The sequence below is a fragment of the Corticicoccus populi genome (genome assembly GCF_042686195.1).
Classification (GTDB): Bacteria; Bacillota; Bacilli; order Staphylococcales; family Salinicoccaceae; genus Corticicoccus; species Corticicoccus populi.
This window is the reverse complement of the sequence record NZ_JBHUOQ010000004.1, coordinates 185,378-207,824: the sequence shown is the minus strand read 5'-3', so window position 1 is coordinate 207,824 and position 22,447 is coordinate 185,378. Positions and strand designations below refer to the sequence as shown.

The window sequence follows — 22,447 nt, the reverse complement described above, 5'->3', positions numbered from 1 at the left end:
TGTTTTAGTCTTTATTAGAAGGATAGCTGTAAGGGTTGTCTTCAGATTTTGTCTCTGAATCGTTCTCTTTCTGATCTTTCATTTTATCGACATCACGCTGTGTAATAATTTCTCCTTCTGGAGTCATATATTTCTTGTTCATTCTTCGTGTCTCTGAATCAATTAAACTGTAGATGATTGGAATAACAAACAATGTCAGGAATGTGCTTGCTGTCAGGCCGCCGATAACGACGATACCCATTGGTGCAATTCCTTCAGTTCCTTCACCAAGCTCAAGTGTGAGCGGCAGCATACCTAATATGGTTGTTACTGCTGTGATTAAAATTGGTCTGAAGCGGTCCTGTACACTTTCTACAATTGCATCATAACTGGACATGCCCTTTTCTTTTTGCTGTAGGATGTAGTTGATGATGAGTATGGCGTTATTAACTACGATACCAACAAGCAGTATCAGACCGACCATTGCAACAACACTTAGAGAATTTCCAGTAAGGAATAATGCCAGTGAAACACCAATAGTTGACAGCGGTATAGTCATAACAACAACAAATGGTGCTCTGAATGATTCAAATTGTGCTGCCATTACAAGGTAAGTGAATACGATACCGAGTGCAACTGCCAGTGCCATTTGCGGTATTGCGTCAGACAGCATTTCCATATCGCCGCCCATGGAATAACTTGTATCTTCGTGCAGGTCAAGGTCTTCTATTGTATCTGTGACCAGCTGGTTGGCAGCATCTAAAGAAGTGCTGCTGTTATAAATGATTGTCAGTACTCTAGTATCTGTCATATTATCACGGTTTATCTGAGGCAGAGAATCTGCACGTTCAAGAGAAGCAACTTCATTCAGTTCAACATAATCTCCCGAACTGTTTGGAATAGAAATGTTATTGAAAGATTCTTCACTGTGAAGGATATCTTCCGGATATTTCACATTGATAGACAGATAACTGTCGTTCTCTTCAATGGTTGAGGCCTCAACACCGTTCGCTGCCTGATACAGAGCCTGTCCGATTTCTGCAGGCTGCAGACCGTTTTCCCGTGCTGCTTCCTGATCAACAATGACCTGAAGCTCTTCTACTGTTCCTGTATTGCTTGATGTCACACTTGTAATGTCCGCTTCATCTTCAAGTGCTGAGATCACTTCATTTTCAGCTTCATTTAAACGGTCGGTATTATTATCTGACAGATTTAGTTCAAGTGTGTTAGGCTCACCCATTCCCGCCTGGGACATTGGTGAAATATTAATGTCAGCAGCATCATCAATTTCTGTAATATCTGCTTCAATCTCATCAATGAAGTCAATGGTGGATTGATTTCTGTCAGCAGCATCAACCAGTGTCGCAGTGATCGTTGCTTTATTGCTCTCATCAGTGAAGGACATCATTCCTGATGAACCGGTTGTACTTAAATAAGAATCTACAATTGACTGATTATCGAGCTCTTCCTCAATCGCTTCAACTGTTTCTAAAGTATCGCTGAGCAGTGTTCCCTGATCTTTTTCAACTTCGATCATGAAAGATCCTTCATCCTGTTCCGGCATGAATTCAATACCTTGTGAGAACATGCCGACAGCACCGACGACGAAGATAATGACTGTAGTAATCAGGACAAAAACGCGGTGTTTTAAAGTCCAGGCTGTCATTTGACGAATCTTCTTCATGTAGCCTTTCTCTTTTCGTTCGTCCTCGCGCATATTGTCAGGTACTGTTAAAATACGGCTCGCGAGCATTGGTACGACAGTCACCGCAACGAATAATGAGGCAAACAGACTGAATACGACTGTAACTGCAAGCGGTGTGAATAACTGACCCATCAGTCCTGTAACAAATACAACCGGCAGGAACACAGCGCCTGTTGTCAATGTTGCAGCGAGAATTGCGGTGATGACTTCCTGTGTACCTTCACGGGCTGCACGTTTAGGGTCTTTGCCCATGGTCAGATGGCGGTATATATTTTCTATAACAACAATAGAGTTATCGAGAAGCATACCGATACCGAGAGCCAGACCGCCTAGTGTCATCATATTAATACTGATGCCTGCAAAGTACAGAAGTGCAAATGTCGTGATGATGGAAAACGGAATAGATAATCCGATGATTAAAGGTGCTTTTAAATTGCGTAAAAATGCAAACAGTACAATCATTGCAAGAATTGCACCGGTAATCAAGGATACATAAATACTGTTAATCGCAGTATCGATATAGTCTCCTTCATCATAAAGTGTATCTACAGAAAGCTGTTCGTATTCATCAGAATCGAGCAGATCATTAAGCTGTGTATTAAATTCTTTATTTACAGCAGATGCATTTGCCCCGTCAGCAAGCATCATTTCCATCTGAACAGCAGTGTCCTGATTAAAGTGTGTAATCACACCGCCGTTATCTTCTGTAACGTTTACTTCAGCAACATCAGCTAAAGTGACGGTCCCTGCATCCTCAGGAAGTTCAAATAGTACAAGGTCTCTAAGTTCCTCAACACCTTCCATTCGGTTCAGTGTACGCGTAGAAATATTGTAGCCCTCTTCAGTATCTTCAATTGTACTGATTGGCATAGAGAAATTATTCGCTTCAATAATATTTGCAATGTCGGACTGTGAGAGATCGTATTCACTGAGTGAATCCTGGTTTAATTCAACAGCGATTTCTCTGTCGAGCAGACCGTTAACATTGATTGAAGCAACGCCTTCAATGGACTCAAGTTCACTAACCAGGTCATTAACCTGATTTTCAAATTCAAGAGTGTCATCATTTTGTGATGTAACAGCCATTTGAATACTTGGAAGCATGGAGATATCGAATTCTATGAAGTTAGGATCCTCAGCTTCCTCGGGAAGATTGGTCTGGCTGATTGTACGTGTAATTTCATTCTCGACTTCAGATATACTCATATCGAAATCAAATTCGAGAATGATTAAAGACGAGCTTTCCTGGGACTGGGATGTAATGTTTTTAAGCCCCGTTACTGTGGACAAGTCATCTTCCAAGGGCTCTGTCACACTGTCGAGCACCTCATCAGGTCCTGCACCCGGATAGCTTGTAGCAACTACAGCGACAGGCGGGTCTATATTCGGCATCAACTGAATTGGAAGCCTTGTTAGAGATACGACTCCAAGTATCAGAAGAACAAACATAACGACCAGAGTGAATTTCGGTCGCTTGATAGAAAAATTGGATAAATTCTTCAATGATAAAACTCCTTTTATAAAAATATTCTTTAAGATTTTAAAATTACAACAACGTGTTGTATCATATCTTATTATACTAAAATTAATAATGTATAATCACAATAAACAATTCACAGTAAAATGTTCAAAAAGGAGTATTTGATAGATGAATGTCAAAGAACAGACAAAATTAAATTTAAAAGAAGCATTTTGGAAAGTGTATAAGGAAAAGCCGTTAAACAAAATATCAATCAAGGAGATTACTGATATTGCAGGTTACAACCGAGGGACATTTTATAATTACTATAAAGATGTTCATGACATGTTTGAAGAGATAAAACAGAGTCTGATGCCGCCGGAAGAAGAAATTGCAGTTATGTTAAAAACGATTAAGCAGAAGGAATGGGATAAAATGATTGATGTGAGAGATTCGAGTGAAGACATCAATCAGAGAGATCAGATTTTACTGCTCTTCGGGCCGAATGGAGATCCGAATTTCATTCATGAGTATAAGAGGGATATCCGGAGAAAAATCTTAAGACAGGTAAACGATATCAGTACTAAAGACAGCTTAAAACTTGAGTATGTACTGGAGTTTATGCTGTCAGGATTGTTGAGTGTAGCAATGCTTTGGTCTGAAAATGATGAAAATATTCCTGAAGAAGAACTGGATCAGGTATTCTATGAAATCATGGAAAGCGGATTGAAGGAGATTCTGGTAAACATTTTGAGTGATTGATTAGAATGTTTTTAAGCATTACTTGAGCATTATATACAGAGGTTTTTCACCCCTGTATATACTGCTTCTAAAGTGTTTTTAAGAATAATGCATACCGTTACTGAAATAGCTTTTTCTCCATAATGATATCAGTCTGCGGATCATCCCCCATTACGAAATGATGACGCCCTGTAGATTTGAATCCCATTTTTTCATAAAATTCAATAGCATTCGGATTATGTTCCCATACACCGAGCCATATTTTTGAGCATCTGTAGTTTCTTGCGAGTGTCAATGCTTTGTTGTATAACTGCTTGCCGAGCCCCTTCTTTTGAAATTCATTCTTGATATAGATACGTTCTATTTCAAGGGAATCCCTGCCCATGTCTTCAGTTTGAGCGTCTCCGATATTTACTTTTAAATATCCTGCCAGTCTGTCGTGAAGATATATAAAGTGGAATTCCGAGTTTGGATTCTGCAGCTCACTTTTAAGTTTCTCTTCTGTAAACGCTTCTGATAAGTATGCCTCCATATTTGCAGCGGTATTTCCAGGTCTGAACGTTTCGTCAAATGTTTGATAGGATATATCAAGCAGTGTATCCCAGTCTTTGATTGTACAAGCGACAATTTGTATACTCAAATGAATCTCCCCTTTCCAATTAATCGTTTTCTAAATATATTTCGTTGTACATATTCTGCATATGAGATTCCACTTGTGAGATGTTCTCCGAACATGCTTTAAGCTCATCCTGATATTTACTTGTATCTTTGAAAGTGTTTTTATAGCGGAGTTTATGCTCTAAACTTGCCCACATATCCATACCAATAGTACGCAGCTGAATTTCTACAGGCACTTCTTCAACAGAATTCGATAAAAATACAGGGACGGATATCACGATATGGAGACTTTGGTACCCATTCTCTTTAGGGTTTTCTATATAATCTTTCCGTTTGATTAATTTGATATCTTCCTGTTTCAGTAAGAGGTTCTCAACAGTATAAATATCTTTGATATAGTTGCATATCACCCGTACCCCGGCAATATCAAGAATATTTTTCTTTGCAGACTCAGGTGTCATATCACAGCCTTTTCTCTCCATTTTTTTGGCAAGACTTCTGACATCTTTTACTCTGTGTTCTGTATGATGAATCGGGTTATGCATATACACAAGTTCAAACTCCTTATCCAATATACGAAGCTTGGTTGTGATCTCATCCAACGCAGAATCATATAGGTTTTGGAGTGTCACAAAACCGATTAAGCGGTTAAAAGTGTCCTCAGGATTACTTAGTTTTCCGAAATTTTCTAAGAACTCTTTTCGCAAAGAATCTAATTTTGAAGGTTGGTTTTCTTCAATATACATTGCCAACTACCTTTCTTAGGAATATTATAGTTATATTATATATGAAGAATTCATTTTATACTCGTTTAATGGGTGTAAAAGATGTGGATGAAGGGGGTTTATAAATGATTGTAACCACTGCAGGCCGGACAAACGATATACTGAGAGAGCATGCAGTAAAAACAGCTGAAAAATATGGTCTGACATACGTAGAGCGCGATAAACAGTCAATAAGCAGTTTATTTAAAAAATATGATTCAGATGTGTATTGTGTCGGTGCTTTTAAAAATATGCTGAATATCATCGGAACAGGCCGGGTACTTCAATTCCACCCGAACATAGCACAAATCAGAGCCAAAAGAATTCTGTCGGGTAAAACTGACAGGCTGATTGAGCTAACAGAGATTGCTGAAGGAACAACTATTCTGGACTGCACCATGGGGCTTGCTTCAGACAGTATCATTATGAGTCTGATGAGCGGCATCAAAGGAAATGTAACAGCAATTGAAAGTGATTTTTCTGTGTACATGATGGTTTCAGAGGGACTGAATTATTATGATACCGGAGTAAGTACAGTTAATGCAGCAATGCGGAGGATTCAAACTGTACATGGAAATTATAAAAAGGTTCTGCAGAACCTGCCGGACAATAGTTATGATGTGGTATATTTTGATCCAATGTTTTCCGAGACGGTAAAAAGTTCTGATGGAATGATGTATATGACAGGTCTTGTTAATAATGAAGAATTGTCTGAAGAAAACGTACGGGAAGCTGTACGGGTGGCGAAGCGTAAAGTGGTAATTAAAGATCATTTTAGGAGCCCGAAATTTGATGAATTAGGATTTAAAAAGGATATCAGGCCATCGAGCAGTTTTCATTTTGGAGTCATCAATGTCCATGAATGCTGAGAAAAATAAAGAAGCACAGGATTCACTCCTGTGCTTCTTTGTTTGTTTTTAAAATTAGATACCTCTTGGAGGCTCGTCTTCCTGTTCTAAGAAGGCTTTTACTTCTTCTTCGTGCTCCTCAGGTGAATTTTCTCTGTAATCCTGAAGTCTTTCTTTGTTCGGCGTAATAGTAAGTCCCAGGTATTTTCTTTCCTGGTTCGCATCTTTGTATAATGCTGCGATTAACAGAATTACAACGATACTGAATGGCAATGCTGCAGTAATAGCAGCTGCCTGCAGTGCATCAAGTCCTGTTTCACCGCCGGCAAACAACAGAATAAATGCGATTGCAGCGAGGGAAAGACCCCAGACAATTTTCACTTTTCCTGATGGTGTAAGTGAACCGAATGATGTCTGCATACCGAGAACAAATGTTGCCGAGTCAGCTGATGTGATAAAGAAACATGCAATAAGCACAAGAGCAATCAGCGACAGGATTAGTCCTAAAGGAATTTGATCAAATACTGCGAATAACTGCTGTTCGGGTGCAAGGCTAAATATTTCAGGTGCACCTTGACCAGCTGTAATTCCGGTCATACCAAATGCAGCAAACCAGATAATACCGATTACTGTTGGTACAAGTAAAACAGCAACTATAAATTCGCGGATAGTACGTCCTTTAGACACACGGGCGATGAAGATACCAACGAATGGACTCCAGCTCATCCACCAGCCCCAATAATAAAGTGTCCAGTCAGCCATCCATGCATTTTTCTGGTCGTTCAGTGCGGCTACATCAAATGAGTTAAATAAGAATGACTGCAGATAAGCACCTGTACCGCTGGTCATCATGTTTAAAATCAGCATAGTCGGACCAATAATCAGTACAGCGATTAACAGAATTCCCGCAAGAATCATGTTGACGTTACTCAAGTACTGGATACCTTTACTGAGTCCGCTCCAGGCACTGTAAAGGAATAGTGCAGTTACAATAACAATGATGATACCCTGTACAAATAAGTTAGTCGGGATACCGAATAAGTAGTTTAGTCCGCCGTTAATCTGAAGTGCACCGACACCAAGGGAAACAGCAACACCGACAACAGTTGCAAATACAGCCAGAACATCAATAGCAACACCAAGTGCACCATCAACTCTGTCCCCGAATATCGGGCGCAGTGCTTTAGAAAGTAATCCGACTTCTCCGCGTCTAAACTGAGAATACGCAAGTGACAGACCTACAACTCCGTATATAGCCCAAGCATGGATACCCCAGTGCAGAAAAGAACCACGCATAGCGTCGAGTATAGCTGCACGTGTTTCAGGCTCAGCCTCTGCAGGTGCGATGTAGTGTGACATTGGTTCAGAGGCACCATAGAATACGAGTCCGATTCCCATACCTGCACTGAAGAGCATCGCCAGCCAGGAAATCGTACGGAATTCCGGTTCGTCTTCCGGTTTACCTAATTTTAATTTACCAATGGGGCTCAAAATCAAGAAGAGACAGAAAAATACTATGAATGTGGTAAGTATCATATAATACCAGCCAAAATGCTCTGTAATCCATCCTGATATAGAACCGGCAATATTGTTAAATTGCACCGGCCAAATGGCACCCAATAATACTAGAATTGCAACGGCAATAGCCGAATAGATAAAAACTTTCGAAAATTTACGTTTTTCTACCGAATTATTCATGACATCCTCCTAAGGTGTAATTTTACATATTATAATATTTCGACTTGCCCATACTATCATACAATGCAGTAATAATTCAACCGGGTAATTGAAAGTTAAAGAATGAACGCCTTCATGCAGGCGTATTGTAATAATCTTTTAAAGGCAGTAAAAATAAGTTACCTGTCTGCATTAACAGGTAAAGTCTATAATCACTTACCCAAATAAATAAAATAGAAACAATTATTTAAATATAAAACGCCTGCCCGCGTGTAGAATAAGTGCGGACAGGCGCTTTATATCTATAGTTCAGAGCTTTCGGACATAATGAAATTCATTACGGAGTCCGGCAGCGGAATACCATCTGCTTTTCTTTTTGAGGCAGTCAGCATTTCTATATCACCTGGTACATAGACTTGTTCAATACCTTTTGCGGGTGCAGTATTCCTGATTTCACGAATCATTTGGTCGAGTCTGGATGTAAACATTTCGACAGGCAGGAATTTCGAAGGATCCACGGCCATGAAAAAATGACCGAGTTCCCGGTTTTTATCATAATCTCCGTACATTTTAGAGACGTGAGGTCCGAAGGCGGCACCTGTAAGCAGTGCCGAAAAAATCTCCACTACCATTGCAAGACCATAGCCTTTCGGACCGCCGAATGGTGATAAAGAGATGACTTCATCAGGACTTTCAGTTGGGTGTCCATTTTTGTCCACCCCCCATGATTCTGGAATTGATACGCCCCGTTCTTTCGCATCTAATATTTTTCCGAGGGCAACAGTGCTTGTCGCAAAATCAAGAATTACAGAGTTCTCCTCTCTGGCAGGAAAAGCAAATGCAATAGGATTAGTACCAAAAAATGCTTCGCTTGAACCGTAAGGGGTAACAATTTTATCAGTGTGGGTCATCGCAATGCCGATTAAATCTTCATTAGCAGCCTGTTCGACAAAATAGGACAGAGCACCGCAGTGGCTGCTGTTTTTTACTGCAACTGCCCCTACGCCCTCATTTTTTGCAGAAGTCACCGCTGTTTTCATTGCTTCTTTGGAAATATGATGACCAAAACCGTTATCTCCGTCAAAAGTATATGTTGAACTGGATGTTTTCTGGATATCGTAGTCAGGAGATGGATTGATGCCTCCTTTTCTCAATCTATTAATATAATGGCTGACTCTTAGTACACCGTGAGAGTCTACGCCTCTTAAATTTGCATGTGTCAAAACATCTGCAATTGTTTCGGAAATATCCTCCTCCACTCCGTGTTTGTTAAAAATATACTGAGTACGTTTGAATAAATCGTTGTAGTCTATCATGTTTATCCTCCTTGATTATTTTTGGAAGGGGTTTCATTTATACTAGCATACTTGTATGGTAGTATGGTAATATAAATTTTGTCAGGAGGGATTGTAATGAAAATGAAAAAATATAAGGTGTCTACCCGTGATTTTGTATACGATTCTTTAAGAGAATCGATTATGCAGCTTGAGCTGCCGCCGGGGTCTGCAATATCGGAAAAAGAGATATCAGAAGAACTTGAGGTCAGCCGTACACCTGTCAGGGAAGCATTTTTGAGATTAACAGAAGATGAACTTTTAACAGTCCTTCCTCAAAGAGGTTCATTTGTTGCACTGATTGATTTAGATCATGTAGAAGAAGCGAGATTCCTGAGAGAACAGGCAGAACTCGGTATTTTTAAACTGGCATGTCAGAGTGAAATTGACGGTATTTACATAAAAAATCTGGAAAAAAATTTAAATGACCAAAGATGGGCAAGAGATAATAATGATGAAGAGACATTATTCATGCTCGATAAACAATTTCATGAACTTGTCGCACAAAGTGTGGATAAATCCCGTGTCTGGAAAATGATTCAGAAGATGGATGTGCATTCAAGCAGACTCAGAAAGCTCAGCCTGACAATGAAACTCAATTGGAGAATTTTAGTAGAACAGCATGAAGATTTGCTTGAGGCGGTTAAAAACAAGGACGCAGAAAGCTCAGACTCGCTTGTTCGTAAGCATTTATCGCTTTTGAAATATGATCAGAAACAGTTGAAAAAAGAGTATCCGGAATATTTTATTTAAAGAGGAGGAGATTTTAAAGATGAAAAGATTTACACTGGCTGTTTTGGCAGCGTTATCATTTTTATCGGCATGCTCGGAAGACTCTGGTTCCGCAAGTGCAGGTAAAACTGATGAAAGTGGTGTCACCCACTGGAAAATGACACATATATCGGACGGCAATCACCTGTGGCACAGAACCGCAGTTGAATTTGCAGATTTAGTGGACGAGAAGACAGATGGTAAAGTGCAGATTGAGATTTTTCCGAACAGTCAGCTTGGGAGTGAAGTGGATAATATCAACTCGATTAGATACGGCGCAACAGATTTAACGATTACAGGTGAAACGCTGGAAGTATGGTCGCCTAATGCAGTGATGCTCGCAGTTCCGTATGCTTTTGACAGCCAGGAGCATATGAGAAGAGTCATAGAAGGTGATCTTGGCGAGAAAATTGAAAACGATATCAAAAAAGATGTTGGTCTGACGCCGTTGTTTTATATGGAGAGAGAACCAAGAAATCTGACATCCAACTACCCTATTAATCATCCGGATGATCTGCGCGGGTTCTCAATGCGTGTACCGAATGTACCTTTATTTCTCGATGCATGGTCACAGGCCGGCGCACAGCCTCAGGTTATTAGTCTGAGCGAGGTGTTTACCGCACTGCAGCAGGGTGTGATTGACGGTCAGGAAAACCCGAACGATTTAATCAGAAGCAGTGGTTTTTATGAAGTGCAGGACTACATTAATGAGACTGAGCATGTAAGGTCATGGATATATGTTGTTGTCGGCTCTGAGCAGCTGGAGGCACTGCCTGAAGATCAGCAGCGGGCAGTACTTGAAGCGGCTGAAGAAGCAAAAGTATATTCACAGGATTTGCTGGAGGAAGAAGCAGAGACTGTCAGGACAGCACTTGAAGAAACCGGGGTTGAATTTAATAATCAGGTTGACCAGGATGCGATGAGAGAGGCCATGATGCCTGCACTGGAGTCATACTTTAATGATGAACAGTTAGAGCTTTACAACGCTATACTAGAGAGCGGAAACGGAGGTGATGCAGAATGAAAATAATGAATCAGGTTGATAAGATACTGGGGATTATCTCTATGTTGCTGTTCACTTCTTTAATAGTGGTGGTTGTCATTCAAATATTGAGTCGTTACTTCCCGTATGATTTTGTATGGACAGAAGAATTATCCAGATACTTATTTGTTTATTCAATGGTTACTGCAGCACCGCTTGCCCTCCGGAGAAATGAGTTTATCACTGTAGACATGCTGGTTACAGCCCTTCCTGAAAAGGGACAGAGAATCTATGAGAGTGTTATTGCAGGGGCAGTCGCCGTATTCTCGATTGTGCTGTTTATATACAGTATTACCCTGTTTAATCTTGGGCTGGATTTTTATTCTCCGACTTTAGGTTTTCTCATGGCCTATGCCTATGCAGCAATTCCATTACTTGCAGTTCTACTTTTTGTATATTCGATAACATATATAATTGATCGTTACCAAAATAACATACAGGGAAAGGAGATTGATGAGATATGATGGCGTTACTTGTGGTTGGACTATTCTTGTTATTCATCGCTGTCGGTATCCCGATTGCTTTTAGTTTAGGGCTTTCAGCATTAATCTACCTGTTTGTTGCGGGTGTACCGCTCACCGTTATTCCGCAGACTATGTTTGCGGGTCTTGATTCATTTGTAATGCTTGCAATACCCGCATTTATACTTGCTGGTAATTTGATGAATGCCGGCGGTATTACCAATCGGATTATCGATTTTGCGAATGCGTTGGTTGGACATATCCGGGGCGGTCTTGCTCTAACTAACGTTGCTTCATCTCTCGGTTTTGGAGGGATATCAGGAACAGCATTATCCGATACTGCGAGTATTGGTTCCGTAATGATTCCAGCGATGAAAAAACAGGGATACGGTGCTGGGTTCTCAGCGGCTGTAACATCAATATCATCAACAGTCGGTCCGATGCTGCCGCCGTCGCTGCCGATGATTATTATAGGGACTCTGGCAAGTATATCGATTGGGGATTTATTTTTAGCAGGAGCAATTCCAGGTGTTCTATTGTCTGTCGGTTTTCTTATAGTGACGTATTTAATTTCAGTAAAAAGAAATTATCCTAAAGGGGAGAAACAGTCAGCCGGTGTAATAGCCAAAAGTTTTTTAGGTGCTTTCTGGGCATTATTGATGGTTGTCATTATACTTTGGGGGATTTTAGGCGGGTATTTCACACCTACTGAAGCTGCGATTGTCTGTGTGATATATGCTTTTATTGTCGGTAAGTTTGTTTATAAAGAATTAAAATTTAATGAAATACCACAAATATTAATGAGTACTTTAAGAACGACTGCATCTATTATTCTGCTTGTCGCACTTGCAAATACATTCGGCTGGATTCTGGTGGCAGAAGGTGTGCCTTTATTGATTGCGGACAGTATTCTTTCAGTGACTGAGAATCCTATATTAGTAACGTTACTAATCATTGTGCTGCTGCTGATTGTCGGCATGTTTATGGAGACTATCGCGGCACTTGTGATTTTATTCCCGGTACTGCTTCCTGTAGCGGAAAGTATTGGTATGGACCCTATTCACTTCGGAGTGGTTATGGTGCTTGCATTGATGATTGGTTTATCTACACCGCCGGTCGGCGTGTGCCTGTTTGTCGCTTCATCGTTTGCGAAAGTACGTATTACGACTACGGTTAAAGAGTTGATTCCCTACTTTGCAATCGCGGTTATTGTACTTGTCATCGTAGCATTTATACCGTCGTTATCTTTATTTTTACCAGGATTATTTGAATAATGGAAAAGGAGCATGAATAATGAGAGCAGTACAAGTTGAATCACCCGGGAAACTGGACATTGTTGACATTGAAAAGCCGGAGATTAAATCTGCCGGTGATGTATTGGTGAAAGTGAAGAATGCAGGCATCTGCGGGTCTGACGTTCATATATATCACGGCAGTAATCCGTTTACTGTCTACCCGAGAGTCATCGGTCATGAGGTATCCGGTATTGTAGAAGAAACCGGTGACGAGGTGACGAACCTGAAACCGGGAGACCTTGTCTGTCTTGAACCGATTAAATCCTGCGGCACATGTTATGCGTGCCGTAATAATCAACCGAATGTATGTGAGGAATTGGAGGTCTTCGGCGTTCATATTGAAGGCGGGATGTCAGAATATCTGGCAGCTGATCAGGCGAACTGGCATAAAATTGATCCGCGTATCTCAAGTGAACAGGCGGCACTTATTGAACCGATGACAATAGGTGCCCAGGCCACAATGCGGGGCGAAGTAAGGAAGGACGATACTGTTTTGATTATTGGCGCAGGACCGACGGGGATTGCCTGCTTAATACAGGCGAAAGTACTCGGCGCAAAGGTGTTTATTTCTGATTTTAATCAGTCAAGGCTGGATTATGCCGAATCAATTGGTGCAGATGCTGTCATTCAGCCTGCTGAAACAGATGTTGCGAAAGAAATTGAAAGGCTGACTGAAGGAGAGCTTGCCAATGTCGTGATTGATGCTGTTGGACTGCCGCAGACATTCGAACAGGCAGTTGAATCCGCATCAATAGCAGGAAGAGTAGTTACACTCGGCTTCAATGCCTCGGCCTCAGCTATCCCTTCTCTTCTGCTGACGAAAAAAGAATTAAAGGTATCAGGGTCGAGACTGCAGACACACCAATTTCCTAAAGTGATAGAACAGGTAAATCAAGGGATTATTGATCCCGCTCAGATTATATCCCATCGTTTTTCAATAGATAATGTAAAAGAAGCGTTTCAACTGCTTGAGGATTCACCTGAAGCAGTAAGAAAAATAGTACTGACATTTTAACTGGCAAAGGAGTATGCATAATGAAAATGACATTTAGATGGTACGGTGAAGGTAACGACTCTGTATCGTTATCTCAAATTAAACAAATCCCTGGTGTAGAAGGACTCGTCTGGGCACTGCATGATAAAGCTGCCGGCGAAGTATGGCCGTTGGATGAGATTTTGGAAGTGAAAAAACAGGCTGATCAGTATGGTTTCCATCTTGATGTGGTGGAGAGTATTAATGTTCATGAAGATATAAAGCTCGGGCTCTCAAGCCGTGATCAATACATTGAAAATTATAAGGAGAGTCTGCGTAACGTTGCCAAAATCGGTGCGAAGGTCGTATGTTTCAACTTTATGCCGGTATTTGACTGGACACGAACGGATTTATTCAAGGAACTGGAGGACGGTTCTACAGCATTATTTTATGAGCATGAAAAAGTAAAAAATATGAATCCGGATGATTTATTTAAACAGACCATTGGTTCAGGTTATTCCATGCCGGGCTGGGAACCGGAACGTCTTGATGTGATTAAGGACTCTTTTGAAGCATATAAGTCAGTCAGTGATGAGGATTTGTGGGCGAACCTTGAATATTTTCTCGGTGAAGTTCTGCCTGTGGCAGAAGAAGAAGGGGTTAAACTTGCAATACATCCGGATGATCCGCCATGGCCGGTATTTGACCTGCCGAGAATTATTGTGAGTGAGAAAGCAGTGGAGCGTTACCTGTCTATTTCAGACAGCCCGTCTCACTGTATTACGCTCTGCAGTGGTTCACTCGGAGCCAATCCTCAGAATGATATTCCGAAAATCATCAGACGTTTCAGCAGCCGCATTGCATTTGCGCACATCAGAAATGTGAGACGGTATGATAATTCGGACTTCATTGAAACATCTCACAGAACACAGGATGGTTCAGTGCCTATCGATGATGTCGTAAAGGCATATCATGAAACAGGTTTTACCGGCTATGCCCGTCCGGATCACGGCAGACATTTATGGAATGAAGACTGCAGACCCGGATACGGTTTATACGACAGAGCACTCGGCATTATGTATCTGTGGGGACTCTGGGATGCATATGAACTGACTAAAGAAAACGAGGTGAAATAATATGCTTCCTGAATATAAAAGTTTAAAGGGGAAAGTGGCTGTTGTTACAGGCGGCAGCGGAGTTTTATGCCGGGAGATGGCAAAGACACTGGCAGCCCAGGGTATGAAGGTCGCGATATTAAACCGCAACGTTGAAAGTGGACAGGAAATAGCTGATGATATTAAGAGTGGGGATGGTACAGCGATTGCAGTCAGCTGTGATGTCCTGGATAAAGAAAGTGTTAAAGCTGCATACGATACAGTTAAAAGGGAGCTCGGGGACTGCAGTCTCTTAATCAACGGTGCCGGTGGCAATCACCCTGATGCTATTACGGACAAAGAAATATATGAGGCGGGAGATATATCGGACGAGGCTGTGAAATCCTTTTTTGACCTGGAGTCCGGAGGATTTGATCACGTATTCCGTCTTAACATCATGGGAACACTGATTCCAACACAGATATTTGCAAAAGAAATGACGGAAACAGGTGGTACAGTGATTAATATTTCATCAATGTCCGCACCGTCACCAATGACAAAAGTACCTGCCTACAGTGCAGCAAAGTCAGGAATTGAAAACTTAACGAAGTGGCTGGCGGTTCATTTCGCAGAAGCGGGTATCAGAGTGAATGCGATTGCTCCGGGTTTCTTTTTAACAGAACAGAACCGGAATCTGCTTTTAAATAAAGACGGCTCCTATTCAGAACGGGCCGGGAAAATTATTAATCATACACCTCAGCGTCGTTTCGGTGAACCTGAGGACCTGCTCGGTACATTATTATTTCTGTCGGATGACAGTATGTCAAAATTCATTACAGGCATTACTATCCCGGTTGACGGTGGATTTATGGCTTACTCGGGTGTTTAAAAAAATGAGGACGCAGCTTTTAAAAGCTGCGTCCTCATTTTTTAATGGTGTCCTTCAATTTCAAGTTCTTCATCGTCACCAATCAATTCTTCCAGAATCATATGTTCAAGCATGTCTGTATTTCCGACAGTAAAATATCTGACTGGATCTGCTGTAATCTGATCGTGATTAATGGATGCCTGTATATAGAATAAACCGTCATGTGGTATTTCAATATCTGCTGTGTAGTAGCCCGCTTCATCATATTCTGCAGTATAGTCTGTCCCGAACTGTTCAGACTCCCTGCTCCACCAGATAGTGAAGGAAACCTCCGCATCAGTAATCGGTGCATCATCTGCATTGATGTAAAGGTTAACAGGCGATATCTCTTCTGAGGACTTTATTTGAGAAAGGTCAACGGCAATGTCAAAATCGGGAATGTCATTATAAATATCATGTGTTTCATCAGACAGTATACTGCACGCAGACAACATGGAAAAAGCCAGTATTATCAATAATATTCTTTTCATAAAGCCCCCTATCTATAGAAAAAATTTCTCAGTGTTTCATTTTTTCTAATTATAAATATATTAATCAGCCAGATAATAATCAGTGATACACCGACCAGCGGGAAAATCAAACCGAGCACAATTAAAGTGAATAATATTCCTTTGTGCCGGACAATACTTTCAGATTTCGGTGCACCCATACGTCCTTTTGGTTTACGCTTCCACCACATCCAGAATCCTGTAGCAACCATACCAATCAAACCGATACAAATGACGAGTCCGAACAACTGGTTAATGAGACCGAACTGGAGTCCTTTATGAATAGTAATTCCGAGGGCAAAAAACTTTCCAATCGGGCCGTAATGGTCGTAACGGTAATCTGCAATCACAGAATTAGAATATTGATCGATATGGACCGTCGCTTCGTCCTGTGCGCGGTCAGGGAATGTACTGAGTGTGAATACCCCGGTCTCACCTGCCGGATAAAAGATATCATATGATGGATGGATGCCGGTGCTTTCGGCAGTTTCAGCGATATCATTGATGGATGCCTGTCTGTAGCCGGAAATCATTTCAGAATCAGCAACAGGAAGCTGTTCTGCAGCCCATGAAACATCGGCAACATCTTCTGTTACAATATCTGATTCAGGTGCATCCCCTACCCATATTGAGGGCGGGTACCCGCTGCCGGAAGCGGTAACCAGCTGTTGTACACCGTTACCCCAAAAGCCAGTCCAAAGCAGGCCGGATAATAAAAAGAACAGAAGGGAAAGTGAAAACCAGAACCCGGAGACAGCATGGAGGTCACGCCATCGCACCCTGTTACCTTTATTAAGGCGGAATGTGAATACGCCTTTGATTTTTTCTTTTGTTTTCGGGAACCATAAGTACAAGCCGGAAAGTATCATGATAATGGTCCAGCAGGCGATTAATTCGACGATTCTGTCCCCTATTGTTCCGGCAGACAGTTCCCCGTGAACACGTTCGATGATATCCATCGGCCGTGTATTATCATTGATTGTACCGAGCACTTCCCTTGTGTACGGGTTGATAAAAATCGTCAGGGCATCGCCGTTGTTATCAATTAGTCCGACTTCAACAGAACGTGACGGGTCTTCACCCGGACGGTAGCGTGTGACATCACCGCCGCCCGCTGTATTGACAGCTGTATTGACTAAATCACTTGGATTCAGGCGCTCGCCGCCCTCTTCGACCTGATAATAGTCTTTGTATATGTATGCCTCAATATCATGCTTAAATAAGTATATTGCGCCTGTCACAGCAAGTATGATTAAAAATGGAGAAATGATCAGACCGGCATATAAATGCCACCTCCAGATTAATGGATGAATCGATTTTTTCTTCATAAAGCCCTCCTTTTGACTACGGATTCTATTATGAATCATTGATAGGCATAGTGCATGTGTCAATTATGACAATATCATAAATTTCACGTGAAACATCAGTTGAATCATAAAATAAAGCACCTCACTGGTTAGGTAAGGTGCATACAGGTATAGTGCTTTCAGGTTACATAGGCTGGAAAGTATGATATATGCTGCGGGACAGCATATATTACACAAGTATTTCATGATGTGACAATAATGTTACAGTAATATTATAAAAATATCAAATGTTAAATCATATGAATATTTAAGGAATTGGGAAAAGTGTATATATTCAATTTATTTCTTCATTTTCTGAAGTTTCTCTAATACAGAATCGATATCAGTACCGATACTTAACTCCACTGCCGCAAGGAAAGCACCCTCGACAATAGGTGCATGAGCAATATGAAGATTATATTTCCCATCATACATCTCAACTGCCATTTCAAGGTTCATTAAGCTTGAGCCGATATCATAAAAGCATATCGTGTCACCGCCTGCTCCTGCGAGCATATCATTGATGAGGTCGATACTTGTCCCGATATCCTGTCCGTCATTGACACCACCCGATGCATGAATCGTAACACCGGGAGCCATCTGTTCAATTAAAGCACGGCTGCCCTCTGCAATTTTACTGCTGTGGCTGATAATTAATATCTCTGGCATACTGTCACTCCCCTAACGATAATGCATGAAGGATATAAACTGCGCTCTGTGCACCGGGATCAATTGTACCTGCAGATTTCTCTTTAAAGTATGCTGCCCGGCCTTTTTGAGCAATCATATCTTCTGTATCATCCGCGAATTTTTGAAGTGCATCCAGATTCAGTTTCCCGGTTTCCCTGACTAAATCAGGCGCTCGTTTGATGACATCATACATTGTCTTCTCTCCGCCTTCAACCTTGCCTTTATCTGCAACAGTTTCAGCAAATATATCCAGTAATTCAATCAGGTTGTCCTGGTCAATTTCTTCTTTAGCGGCACTGCTCATCTTTACAAAGCTGAAACCGTAAAGTGGTCCGCTCGCCCCGCCGATGGAGCTCATTAATGTCATTCCGGTCTGTTTTAAAATGTCGGCAGTAGAACCTGCTGTCACCTTATCATTGACCGCATTAAATCCGCGTTTCATATTTACGCCGTGGTCCCCGTCCCCGATTTCTCTGTCGAGAGATGTTAACAGTGATTCTTTTTCTGTGAAAGTATTTTTTAAACCGTGCATTCTTGAAAGTAGTTTTTCATTGTCCATAAGATACGCTCCTTAATAATGAGTAGATTCAGTCGGTGCATTTAACGACTTTAAAAGTTCATCATTGTGCGACACGATGGTTAGAGAAAACCCCTGCATATCAAGTGCTGTCATATAGTTGCCGACAAGCAGTTTATGCACTGTTTTCCCCTTTTCTTCAAGCGCCTCCATAACATACTTCGTAACGATAAGGAGTTCACTATCCGGTGTGCCGCCCATTCCGTTAATCATGAGTATGATATCATTGTCATCATTATGAGGCAGGAGTTCCGACAGAAGACGGCCGGCAATTTTATCAACAGTCTCAGATTTTTCTCTGTAAATCCCCTTCTCTCCGTGAATTCCGATACCAATCTCCATTTCGTCTTCTTCCAAATCAAATCCGAATTCTCCAGTTGTCGGAACGAGGCATGGATGAACGGCCATTCCGATAGAGTGCAGACTTTCCATCATGTTCTCGACTTTTTCAACAATCTGTTGAAGATTAGAGCCGTGACCCGACAAGTAACCGGCGTATTTGTGAACGAGAACTGTGCCGGCAACACCGCGTCTTTGTTCGGCATTGTCTATAGCGATATCATCCCGGACAATGACTGTTGCGACATTGTGCCCTTCTGCTTCCGCGAGTTCTTTTGCCATATCAAAATTAAGCACATCACCGGCATAATTTTTAACAACCAAGAGAACACCGTCACCATTATCGACAGCTTTAATGGCTGCAAGAATTTTATCCGGTGTGGGTGATGTGAAGACTTCACCGCATACAGCAGCATCAAGCATACCATCAGCAACGTAGCCCGCATGTGCCGGTTCATGTCCGCTGCCTCCGCCTGAGACAATCGCCACCCCGCTCTCTTTTTTCACTTTTCTAACGACGATGGAATCTTCAATAATAGAAATTTTTTGGTCATGAAATTTTAAACCATCCAGCATATCTTTAATAAAATGTTCTTTTTGATTAATTAACTTTCTCATTATTTTAAACCTCCCCTTTTAAGGTCATTATACTGCTAAAACGTTTTCAGTTAAAATAAAAAAGTGTTTTAGAATAAGATGGGGTTCTGTAAAAGTATTATAATAGCCCGCAGGGAATTTTTAACGTAATATATATAGTAACTACTATTACAGGGTGGCAGAAATGAAAATAGGCGTAATATCCGATCTGCATATCGACAGATATAAGAATACAACAGAATATATACCAGTCTTTGAGAGAACATTGGCAGAGGTGATTAAGGATCGTGGTGTCGAGCTCTTGATTATTGCCGGAGACATCTCTAATAATTACGATATAACGACGTTATTTATACGGAATGTCAAGCGGTTGTCAGGGATTGATATTTATTTTATCCCCGGTAATCATGACTTGTGGTCGGGCGGGGAGCAAACGGATTCATATGGACTTTTGAAGGCTTATGAATCACTGCCGGAATGTTTAATCCGTTCACCGCTTACGATTAATGATGAATGGATTATTGTCGGTCATCCGGCATGGTATGACTATTCCTATGCATCAGAGCGCTTTTCATATGAGCGCCTGAATAAGCGTGCCTATTACGGCGGGACATGGCAGGATAAGGTGAATATAGACTGGAAGATGAGTGACCCGGAAGTATCTAAATCATTCAGAAAAGTAATCGAAAAGGATCTGTTATCTGCCGGTGATAAAAAAATAATCCTCGTAACGCATGTCGTTACACATAAGAGGTTCAGGGTGCCTATGCCGCACCGGTTATTCGATTACTACAATGCCTTTATCGGTACAAGTGATATGGATGATTTATATGAACAGTACAATATTAAATACAGCGTGATGGGGCATGTTCATTTCAGACATTATATTGAAGAGGCGGATACCACATATATCTGCGCATGCCTTGGTTATAAACGGGAATGGCGGACCGATGACATGTCATATGAAATCAATGATTCATTATTTGTTTTTGAAATCTGAGTTTGGGGGCAGTGTTTTGGATATTTATTATAAAGTGCAGAAAGAAATTTCACAGACTTCAAAAATTGATGATATACCGGAAAATGTTGATTTTGTCTGGTACGATATTCAGGAGCTGGACAGTGAGTCGGCACAGCTTGGTATTGTCACAAAAGATTTAGAGGACATCAAGACCGGAAGCTATCTGCCGAAATATATTGATTATAATGACAGTCGTCTGTTTGTCTGTCATGCGATGGGGATGGATTTAAAAGCGCAGCCAATCAATATCATTGTCTCCGGGAATCAGTTAATTACTTATCACAATGGAATACTGGATGATCTAATTGATATAGAGACGGTTTTAAAAATTGATGATATCAACCCGGTGGACGCTTCATTAACTATATTGGAACGGACAGTGGAAAATTATTTTAAGGCAGCTTATGATGTTGAAGAAGATGTTTTTGCACTTGAAGACAGACAGGGCACGAACAGACAAAGCAGAGGTTTTATGGATGATGTGTTTGAAATCAGGTCCAGATTACTAAAGGTTAAGCGGGTAATCCTGCCTGTGAGTGAACTGGTTATCAGTATCAGAACGGAAGGCAGACTGGTTGAAGGCAGTCATCAGAAAAGTGTGCTCAGGCATATAGATTTGATGCTCAAGCGGCAGATGAATATCATTCGGTCAATCGATGACATGACAGATGAGATACGTGACAATTATGTTTCATATAACTCGTATAAAACAAACCGGGTAATGACACTTTTAACACTGATCTCAGCAATATTTCTGCCGTTGACTTTAATTACAGGTATCTACGGTATGAATTTCGACTATATGCCTGAATTATCGTGGCACTACGGCTACTTTATTATCATGGGTATTATGCTGTTCATCAGTATCGCAATGCTGATGTACTTTAAAATAAAAAAATGGCTTTAAGGAGGCGTTATAATGGCGTTATTTGAAGAGTATGTAAACAAAATTGAAGAGCTTGATAAACGTGACAGAATGGAAGAGGTCCTTGAGTGGATTCATAAAGAATATCCTGAACTGGAGCCGGTTATAAAGTGGAACACGCCGATGTATCTGCATCACGGGACCTTTATCATCAGTGCAGACTGTGCAAAGGCACATATTTCAGTGGCACCTGAACCGAAGGCAGTCAAAGAGTTTGCAGAAAAAATAGATGCTGCTGGATATTCAAAAACAAAAGGGCTGTTCCGCATAAAGCATATTGAAGAAGTGGATTATAAGCTGATTGGAGAAATTATTGAATACAACATGAAGGATAAAGAGGGTTATAACAAGCTGTGGAGATAGAGTATGTTGATTTGAGGTGAGAGGATGAAAGTGTTCGAACAATTTTATATGAAGATAGAAGACGACCGGAACCGTGAACAGTTTATAGAAATGCTTGAGTGGGTGCATGATGCATTTCCTTCACTCGAGCCTGTATACAAATGGAATCAGCCGATGTTTACAGAGAACGGCACATTCATAGTCAGTTTTAATACTGCTAAAAAACATTTTTCTGTTGCACCTGAATTTAAAGGAATTGAATCGTTTAAGAAACGTGCAGAATCCCTTGGGTATCAGACAAGTAAAATGTTTATCAAAATCGGCTGGGACCAGAAGGTTGATTATGAATTTCTGACGGATATTATTGAGTTTAACCGTGAGGATAAGAAGGGGAGCCTCACTTTTTGGCGTAAGAAGTAGTTCCTGTATCTAG

The 22,447-nt window shown here is 41.0% G+C and carries 23 protein-coding genes; 13 read left to right on the top strand and 10 right to left on the bottom strand.

Annotation, left to right across the window (positions count from 1 at the left end; all coding sequences use genetic code 11):
• Positions 1 to 4: 4 nt before the first annotated feature.
• Positions 5 to 3,187, bottom strand: coding sequence for an efflux RND transporter permease subunit (locus ACFSX4_RS10765; RefSeq protein ID WP_377774457.1), 3,183 nt, complete (start codon positions 3,185 to 3,187; stop codon positions 5 to 7).
• A 145-nt stretch (positions 3,188 to 3,332) separates the two neighbouring features.
• Here ACFSX4_RS10765 and ACFSX4_RS10760 point away from each other — a divergent pair, with 145 nt between their 5' ends.
• Complete coding sequence (locus ACFSX4_RS10760; RefSeq protein ID WP_377774455.1) at positions 3,333 to 3,905, top strand: TetR/AcrR family transcriptional regulator; 573 nt, start codon at positions 3,333 to 3,335, stop codon at positions 3,903 to 3,905.
• A gap of 97 nt (positions 3,906 to 4,002) precedes the next feature.
• Here the strand turns inward: ACFSX4_RS10760 and ACFSX4_RS10755 are convergent, their stop codons facing one another.
• Together ACFSX4_RS10755 and ACFSX4_RS10750 are read right to left on the bottom strand one after the other, a co-directional pair.
• Entirely contained in the window at positions 4,003 to 4,524 is a 522-nt protein-coding gene (locus ACFSX4_RS10755; protein ID WP_377774453.1) for a GNAT family N-acetyltransferase, read from the bottom strand.
• Positions 4,525 to 4,543: 19 nt separating this feature from the next.
• Complete coding sequence (locus tag ACFSX4_RS10750; protein ID WP_377774451.1) at positions 4,544 to 5,248, bottom strand: GTP pyrophosphokinase; 705 nt, start codon at positions 5,246 to 5,248, stop codon at positions 4,544 to 4,546.
• 104 nt (positions 5,249 to 5,352) lie between these two features.
• On the opposite strand from ACFSX4_RS10750, the gene ACFSX4_RS10745 reads away from it, so the two are divergent.
• Positions 5,353 to 6,135 (top strand): class I SAM-dependent methyltransferase, encoded by a 783-nt coding sequence (locus ACFSX4_RS10745; protein ID WP_377774449.1) that lies wholly within the window; start codon positions 5,353 to 5,355, stop codon positions 6,133 to 6,135.
• Positions 6,136 to 6,189: 54 nt separating this feature from the next.
• On the opposite strand, the gene ACFSX4_RS10740 is transcribed toward ACFSX4_RS10745, so the two are convergent.
• Together ACFSX4_RS10740 and allD are read right to left on the bottom strand one after the other, a co-directional pair.
• Positions 6,190 to 7,812: a BCCT family transporter gene (locus ACFSX4_RS10740; RefSeq protein WP_377774447.1), complete on the bottom strand. Its 1,623-nt coding sequence runs from the start codon at positions 7,810 to 7,812 to the stop codon at positions 6,190 to 6,192.
• A gap of 281 nt (positions 7,813 to 8,093) precedes the next feature.
• Entirely contained in the window at positions 8,094 to 9,107 is a 1,014-nt protein-coding gene (allD, locus tag ACFSX4_RS10735; protein WP_377774445.1) for an ureidoglycolate dehydrogenase, read from the bottom strand.
• Between the two features lie 96 nt (positions 9,108 to 9,203).
• Here allD and ACFSX4_RS10730 point away from each other — a divergent pair, with 96 nt between their 5' ends.
• From ACFSX4_RS10730 to ACFSX4_RS10700, 7 genes are read left to right on the top strand one after another with little or no spacing between them, the layout of a single operon-like run.
• Positions 9,204 to 9,878: a GntR family transcriptional regulator gene (locus ACFSX4_RS10730; RefSeq protein ID WP_377774443.1), complete on the top strand. Its 675-nt coding sequence runs from the start codon at positions 9,204 to 9,206 to the stop codon at positions 9,876 to 9,878.
• Positions 9,879 to 9,897: 19 nt separating this feature from the next.
• Positions 9,898 to 10,920, top strand: coding sequence for a TRAP transporter substrate-binding protein (locus tag ACFSX4_RS10725; RefSeq protein WP_377774441.1), 1,023 nt, complete (start codon positions 9,898 to 9,900; stop codon positions 10,918 to 10,920).
• Entirely contained in the window at positions 10,917 to 11,402 is a 486-nt protein-coding gene (locus tag ACFSX4_RS10720) for a TRAP transporter small permease (protein ID WP_377774439.1), read from the top strand. Before ACFSX4_RS10725 ends, ACFSX4_RS10720 begins: the two co-directional genes overlap by 4 nt.
• On the top strand, positions 11,399 to 12,673 hold the full coding sequence (locus tag ACFSX4_RS10715) for a TRAP transporter large permease (protein ID WP_377774437.1): 1,275 nt from the start codon (positions 11,399 to 11,401) through the stop codon (positions 12,671 to 12,673). Before ACFSX4_RS10720 ends, ACFSX4_RS10715 begins: the two co-directional genes overlap by 4 nt.
• Positions 12,674 to 12,692: 19 nt before the next feature.
• A complete protein-coding gene (locus tag ACFSX4_RS10710) occupies positions 12,693 to 13,709 on the top strand; it encodes a zinc-binding alcohol dehydrogenase family protein (RefSeq protein ID WP_377774435.1) in 1,017 nt (338 codons plus the stop codon).
• Positions 13,710 to 13,729: 20 nt separating this feature from the next.
• Positions 13,730 to 14,803, top strand: coding sequence for a mannonate dehydratase (uxuA, locus tag ACFSX4_RS10705; protein ID WP_377774433.1), 1,074 nt, complete (start codon positions 13,730 to 13,732; stop codon positions 14,801 to 14,803).
• Between the two features lies 1 nt (position 14,804).
• Positions 14,805 to 15,650 (top strand): SDR family oxidoreductase, encoded by an 846-nt coding sequence (locus ACFSX4_RS10700; RefSeq protein ID WP_377774431.1) that lies wholly within the window; start codon positions 14,805 to 14,807, stop codon positions 15,648 to 15,650.
• Between the two features lie 41 nt (positions 15,651 to 15,691).
• Here ACFSX4_RS10700 and ACFSX4_RS10695 read toward each other — a convergent pair whose 3' ends face one another.
• The 5 genes from ACFSX4_RS10695 to dhaK form a co-directional block, all read right to left on the bottom strand.
• Entirely contained in the window at positions 15,692 to 16,159 is a 468-nt protein-coding gene (locus ACFSX4_RS10695; RefSeq protein WP_377774429.1) for a hypothetical protein, read from the bottom strand.
• Positions 16,160 to 16,167: 8 nt separating this feature from the next.
• On the bottom strand, positions 16,168 to 17,505 hold the full coding sequence (locus tag ACFSX4_RS10690; protein ID WP_377774427.1) for a PepSY-associated TM helix domain-containing protein: 1,338 nt from the start codon (positions 17,503 to 17,505) through the stop codon (positions 16,168 to 16,170).
• A gap of 318 nt (positions 17,506 to 17,823) precedes the next feature.
• On the bottom strand, positions 17,824 to 18,192 hold the full coding sequence (gene dhaM / locus ACFSX4_RS10685; protein WP_377774425.1) for a dihydroxyacetone kinase phosphoryl donor subunit DhaM: 369 nt from the start codon (positions 18,190 to 18,192) through the stop codon (positions 17,824 to 17,826).
• A gap of 4 nt (positions 18,193 to 18,196) precedes the next feature.
• A complete protein-coding gene (gene dhaL / locus ACFSX4_RS10680) occupies positions 18,197 to 18,772 on the bottom strand; it encodes a dihydroxyacetone kinase subunit DhaL (protein WP_377774423.1) in 576 nt (191 codons plus the stop codon).
• A gap of 12 nt (positions 18,773 to 18,784) precedes the next feature.
• Complete coding sequence (dhaK, locus tag ACFSX4_RS10675; RefSeq protein ID WP_377774421.1) at positions 18,785 to 19,747, bottom strand: dihydroxyacetone kinase subunit DhaK; 963 nt, start codon at positions 19,745 to 19,747, stop codon at positions 18,785 to 18,787.
• A 163-nt stretch (positions 19,748 to 19,910) separates the two neighbouring features.
• On the opposite strand from dhaK, the gene ACFSX4_RS10670 reads away from it, so the two are divergent.
• Genes ACFSX4_RS10670 through ACFSX4_RS10655 form a run of 4 tightly spaced genes read left to right on the top strand, consistent with a single transcriptional unit; the run spans position 19,911 to position 22,434 of the window.
• Positions 19,911 to 20,726 carry a metallophosphoesterase gene (locus ACFSX4_RS10670; protein ID WP_377774419.1) on the top strand — a complete coding sequence of 272 codons (816 nt, stop codon included), beginning with the start codon at positions 19,911 to 19,913 and terminating at the stop codon, positions 20,724 to 20,726.
• Positions 20,727 to 20,742: 16 nt separating this feature from the next.
• Positions 20,743 to 21,654 (top strand): CorA family divalent cation transporter, encoded by a 912-nt coding sequence (locus tag ACFSX4_RS10665; protein ID WP_377774417.1) that lies wholly within the window; start codon positions 20,743 to 20,745, stop codon positions 21,652 to 21,654.
• Positions 21,655 to 21,666: 12 nt separating this feature from the next.
• Positions 21,667 to 22,035 carry an iron chaperone gene (locus ACFSX4_RS10660; protein WP_377774415.1) on the top strand — a complete coding sequence of 123 codons (369 nt, stop codon included), beginning with the start codon at positions 21,667 to 21,669 and terminating at the stop codon, positions 22,033 to 22,035.
• Between the two features lie 24 nt (positions 22,036 to 22,059).
• On the top strand, positions 22,060 to 22,434 hold the full coding sequence (locus ACFSX4_RS10655) for an iron chaperone (protein WP_377774413.1): 375 nt from the start codon (positions 22,060 to 22,062) through the stop codon (positions 22,432 to 22,434).
• Positions 22,435 to 22,447: the final 13 nt, after the last annotated feature.

Excerpts from the sequence above, each read along its gene's own strand:
- ACFSX4_RS10745 (WP_377774449.1), top strand. The coding sequence starts at position 5,353 with ATGATTGTAACCACTGCAGGCCGGACAAACGATATACTGAGAGAGCAT.
- ACFSX4_RS10655 (WP_377774413.1), top strand. The coding sequence starts at position 22,060 with ATGAAAGTGTTCGAACAATTTTATATGAAGATAGAAGACGACCGGAAC.
- ACFSX4_RS10700 (WP_377774431.1), top strand. The coding sequence starts at position 14,805 with ATGCTTCCTGAATATAAAAGTTTAAAGGGGAAAGTGGCTGTTGTTACA.
- ACFSX4_RS10725 (WP_377774441.1), top strand. The coding sequence starts at position 9,898 with ATGAAAAGATTTACACTGGCTGTTTTGGCAGCGTTATCATTTTTATCG.
- dhaK (WP_377774421.1), bottom strand. The coding sequence starts at position 19,747 with ATGAGAAAGTTAATTAATCAAAAAGAACATTTTATTAAAGATATGCTG.
- ACFSX4_RS10730 (WP_377774443.1), top strand. The coding sequence starts at position 9,204 with ATGAAAATGAAAAAATATAAGGTGTCTACCCGTGATTTTGTATACGAT.
- ACFSX4_RS10740 (WP_377774447.1), bottom strand. The coding sequence starts at position 7,812 with ATGAATAATTCGGTAGAAAAACGTAAATTTTCGAAAGTTTTTATCTAT.
- ACFSX4_RS10760 (WP_377774455.1), top strand. The coding sequence starts at position 3,333 with ATGAATGTCAAAGAACAGACAAAATTAAATTTAAAAGAAGCATTTTGG.
- dhaL (WP_377774423.1), bottom strand. The coding sequence starts at position 18,772 with ATGGACAATGAAAAACTACTTTCAAGAATGCACGGTTTAAAAAATACT.
- dhaM (WP_377774425.1), bottom strand. The coding sequence starts at position 18,192 with ATGCCAGAGATATTAATTATCAGCCACAGCAGTAAAATTGCAGAGGGC.
- ACFSX4_RS10695 (WP_377774429.1), bottom strand. The coding sequence starts at position 16,159 with ATGAAAAGAATATTATTGATAATACTGGCTTTTTCCATGTTGTCTGCG.
- allD (WP_377774445.1), bottom strand. The coding sequence starts at position 9,107 with ATGATAGACTACAACGATTTATTCAAACGTACTCAGTATATTTTTAAC.
- ACFSX4_RS10660 (WP_377774415.1), top strand. The coding sequence starts at position 21,667 with ATGGCGTTATTTGAAGAGTATGTAAACAAAATTGAAGAGCTTGATAAA.
- ACFSX4_RS10690 (WP_377774427.1), bottom strand. The coding sequence starts at position 17,505 with ATGAAGAAAAAATCGATTCATCCATTAATCTGGAGGTGGCATTTATAT.
- ACFSX4_RS10670 (WP_377774419.1), top strand. The coding sequence starts at position 19,911 with ATGAAAATAGGCGTAATATCCGATCTGCATATCGACAGATATAAGAAT.
- ACFSX4_RS10750 (WP_377774451.1), bottom strand. The coding sequence starts at position 5,248 with ATGTATATTGAAGAAAACCAACCTTCAAAATTAGATTCTTTGCGAAAA.
- ACFSX4_RS10715 (WP_377774437.1), top strand. The coding sequence starts at position 11,399 with ATGATGGCGTTACTTGTGGTTGGACTATTCTTGTTATTCATCGCTGTC.
- ACFSX4_RS10720 (WP_377774439.1), top strand. The coding sequence starts at position 10,917 with ATGAAAATAATGAATCAGGTTGATAAGATACTGGGGATTATCTCTATG.
- uxuA (WP_377774433.1), top strand. The coding sequence starts at position 13,730 with ATGAAAATGACATTTAGATGGTACGGTGAAGGTAACGACTCTGTATCG.
- ACFSX4_RS10710 (WP_377774435.1), top strand. The coding sequence starts at position 12,693 with ATGAGAGCAGTACAAGTTGAATCACCCGGGAAACTGGACATTGTTGAC.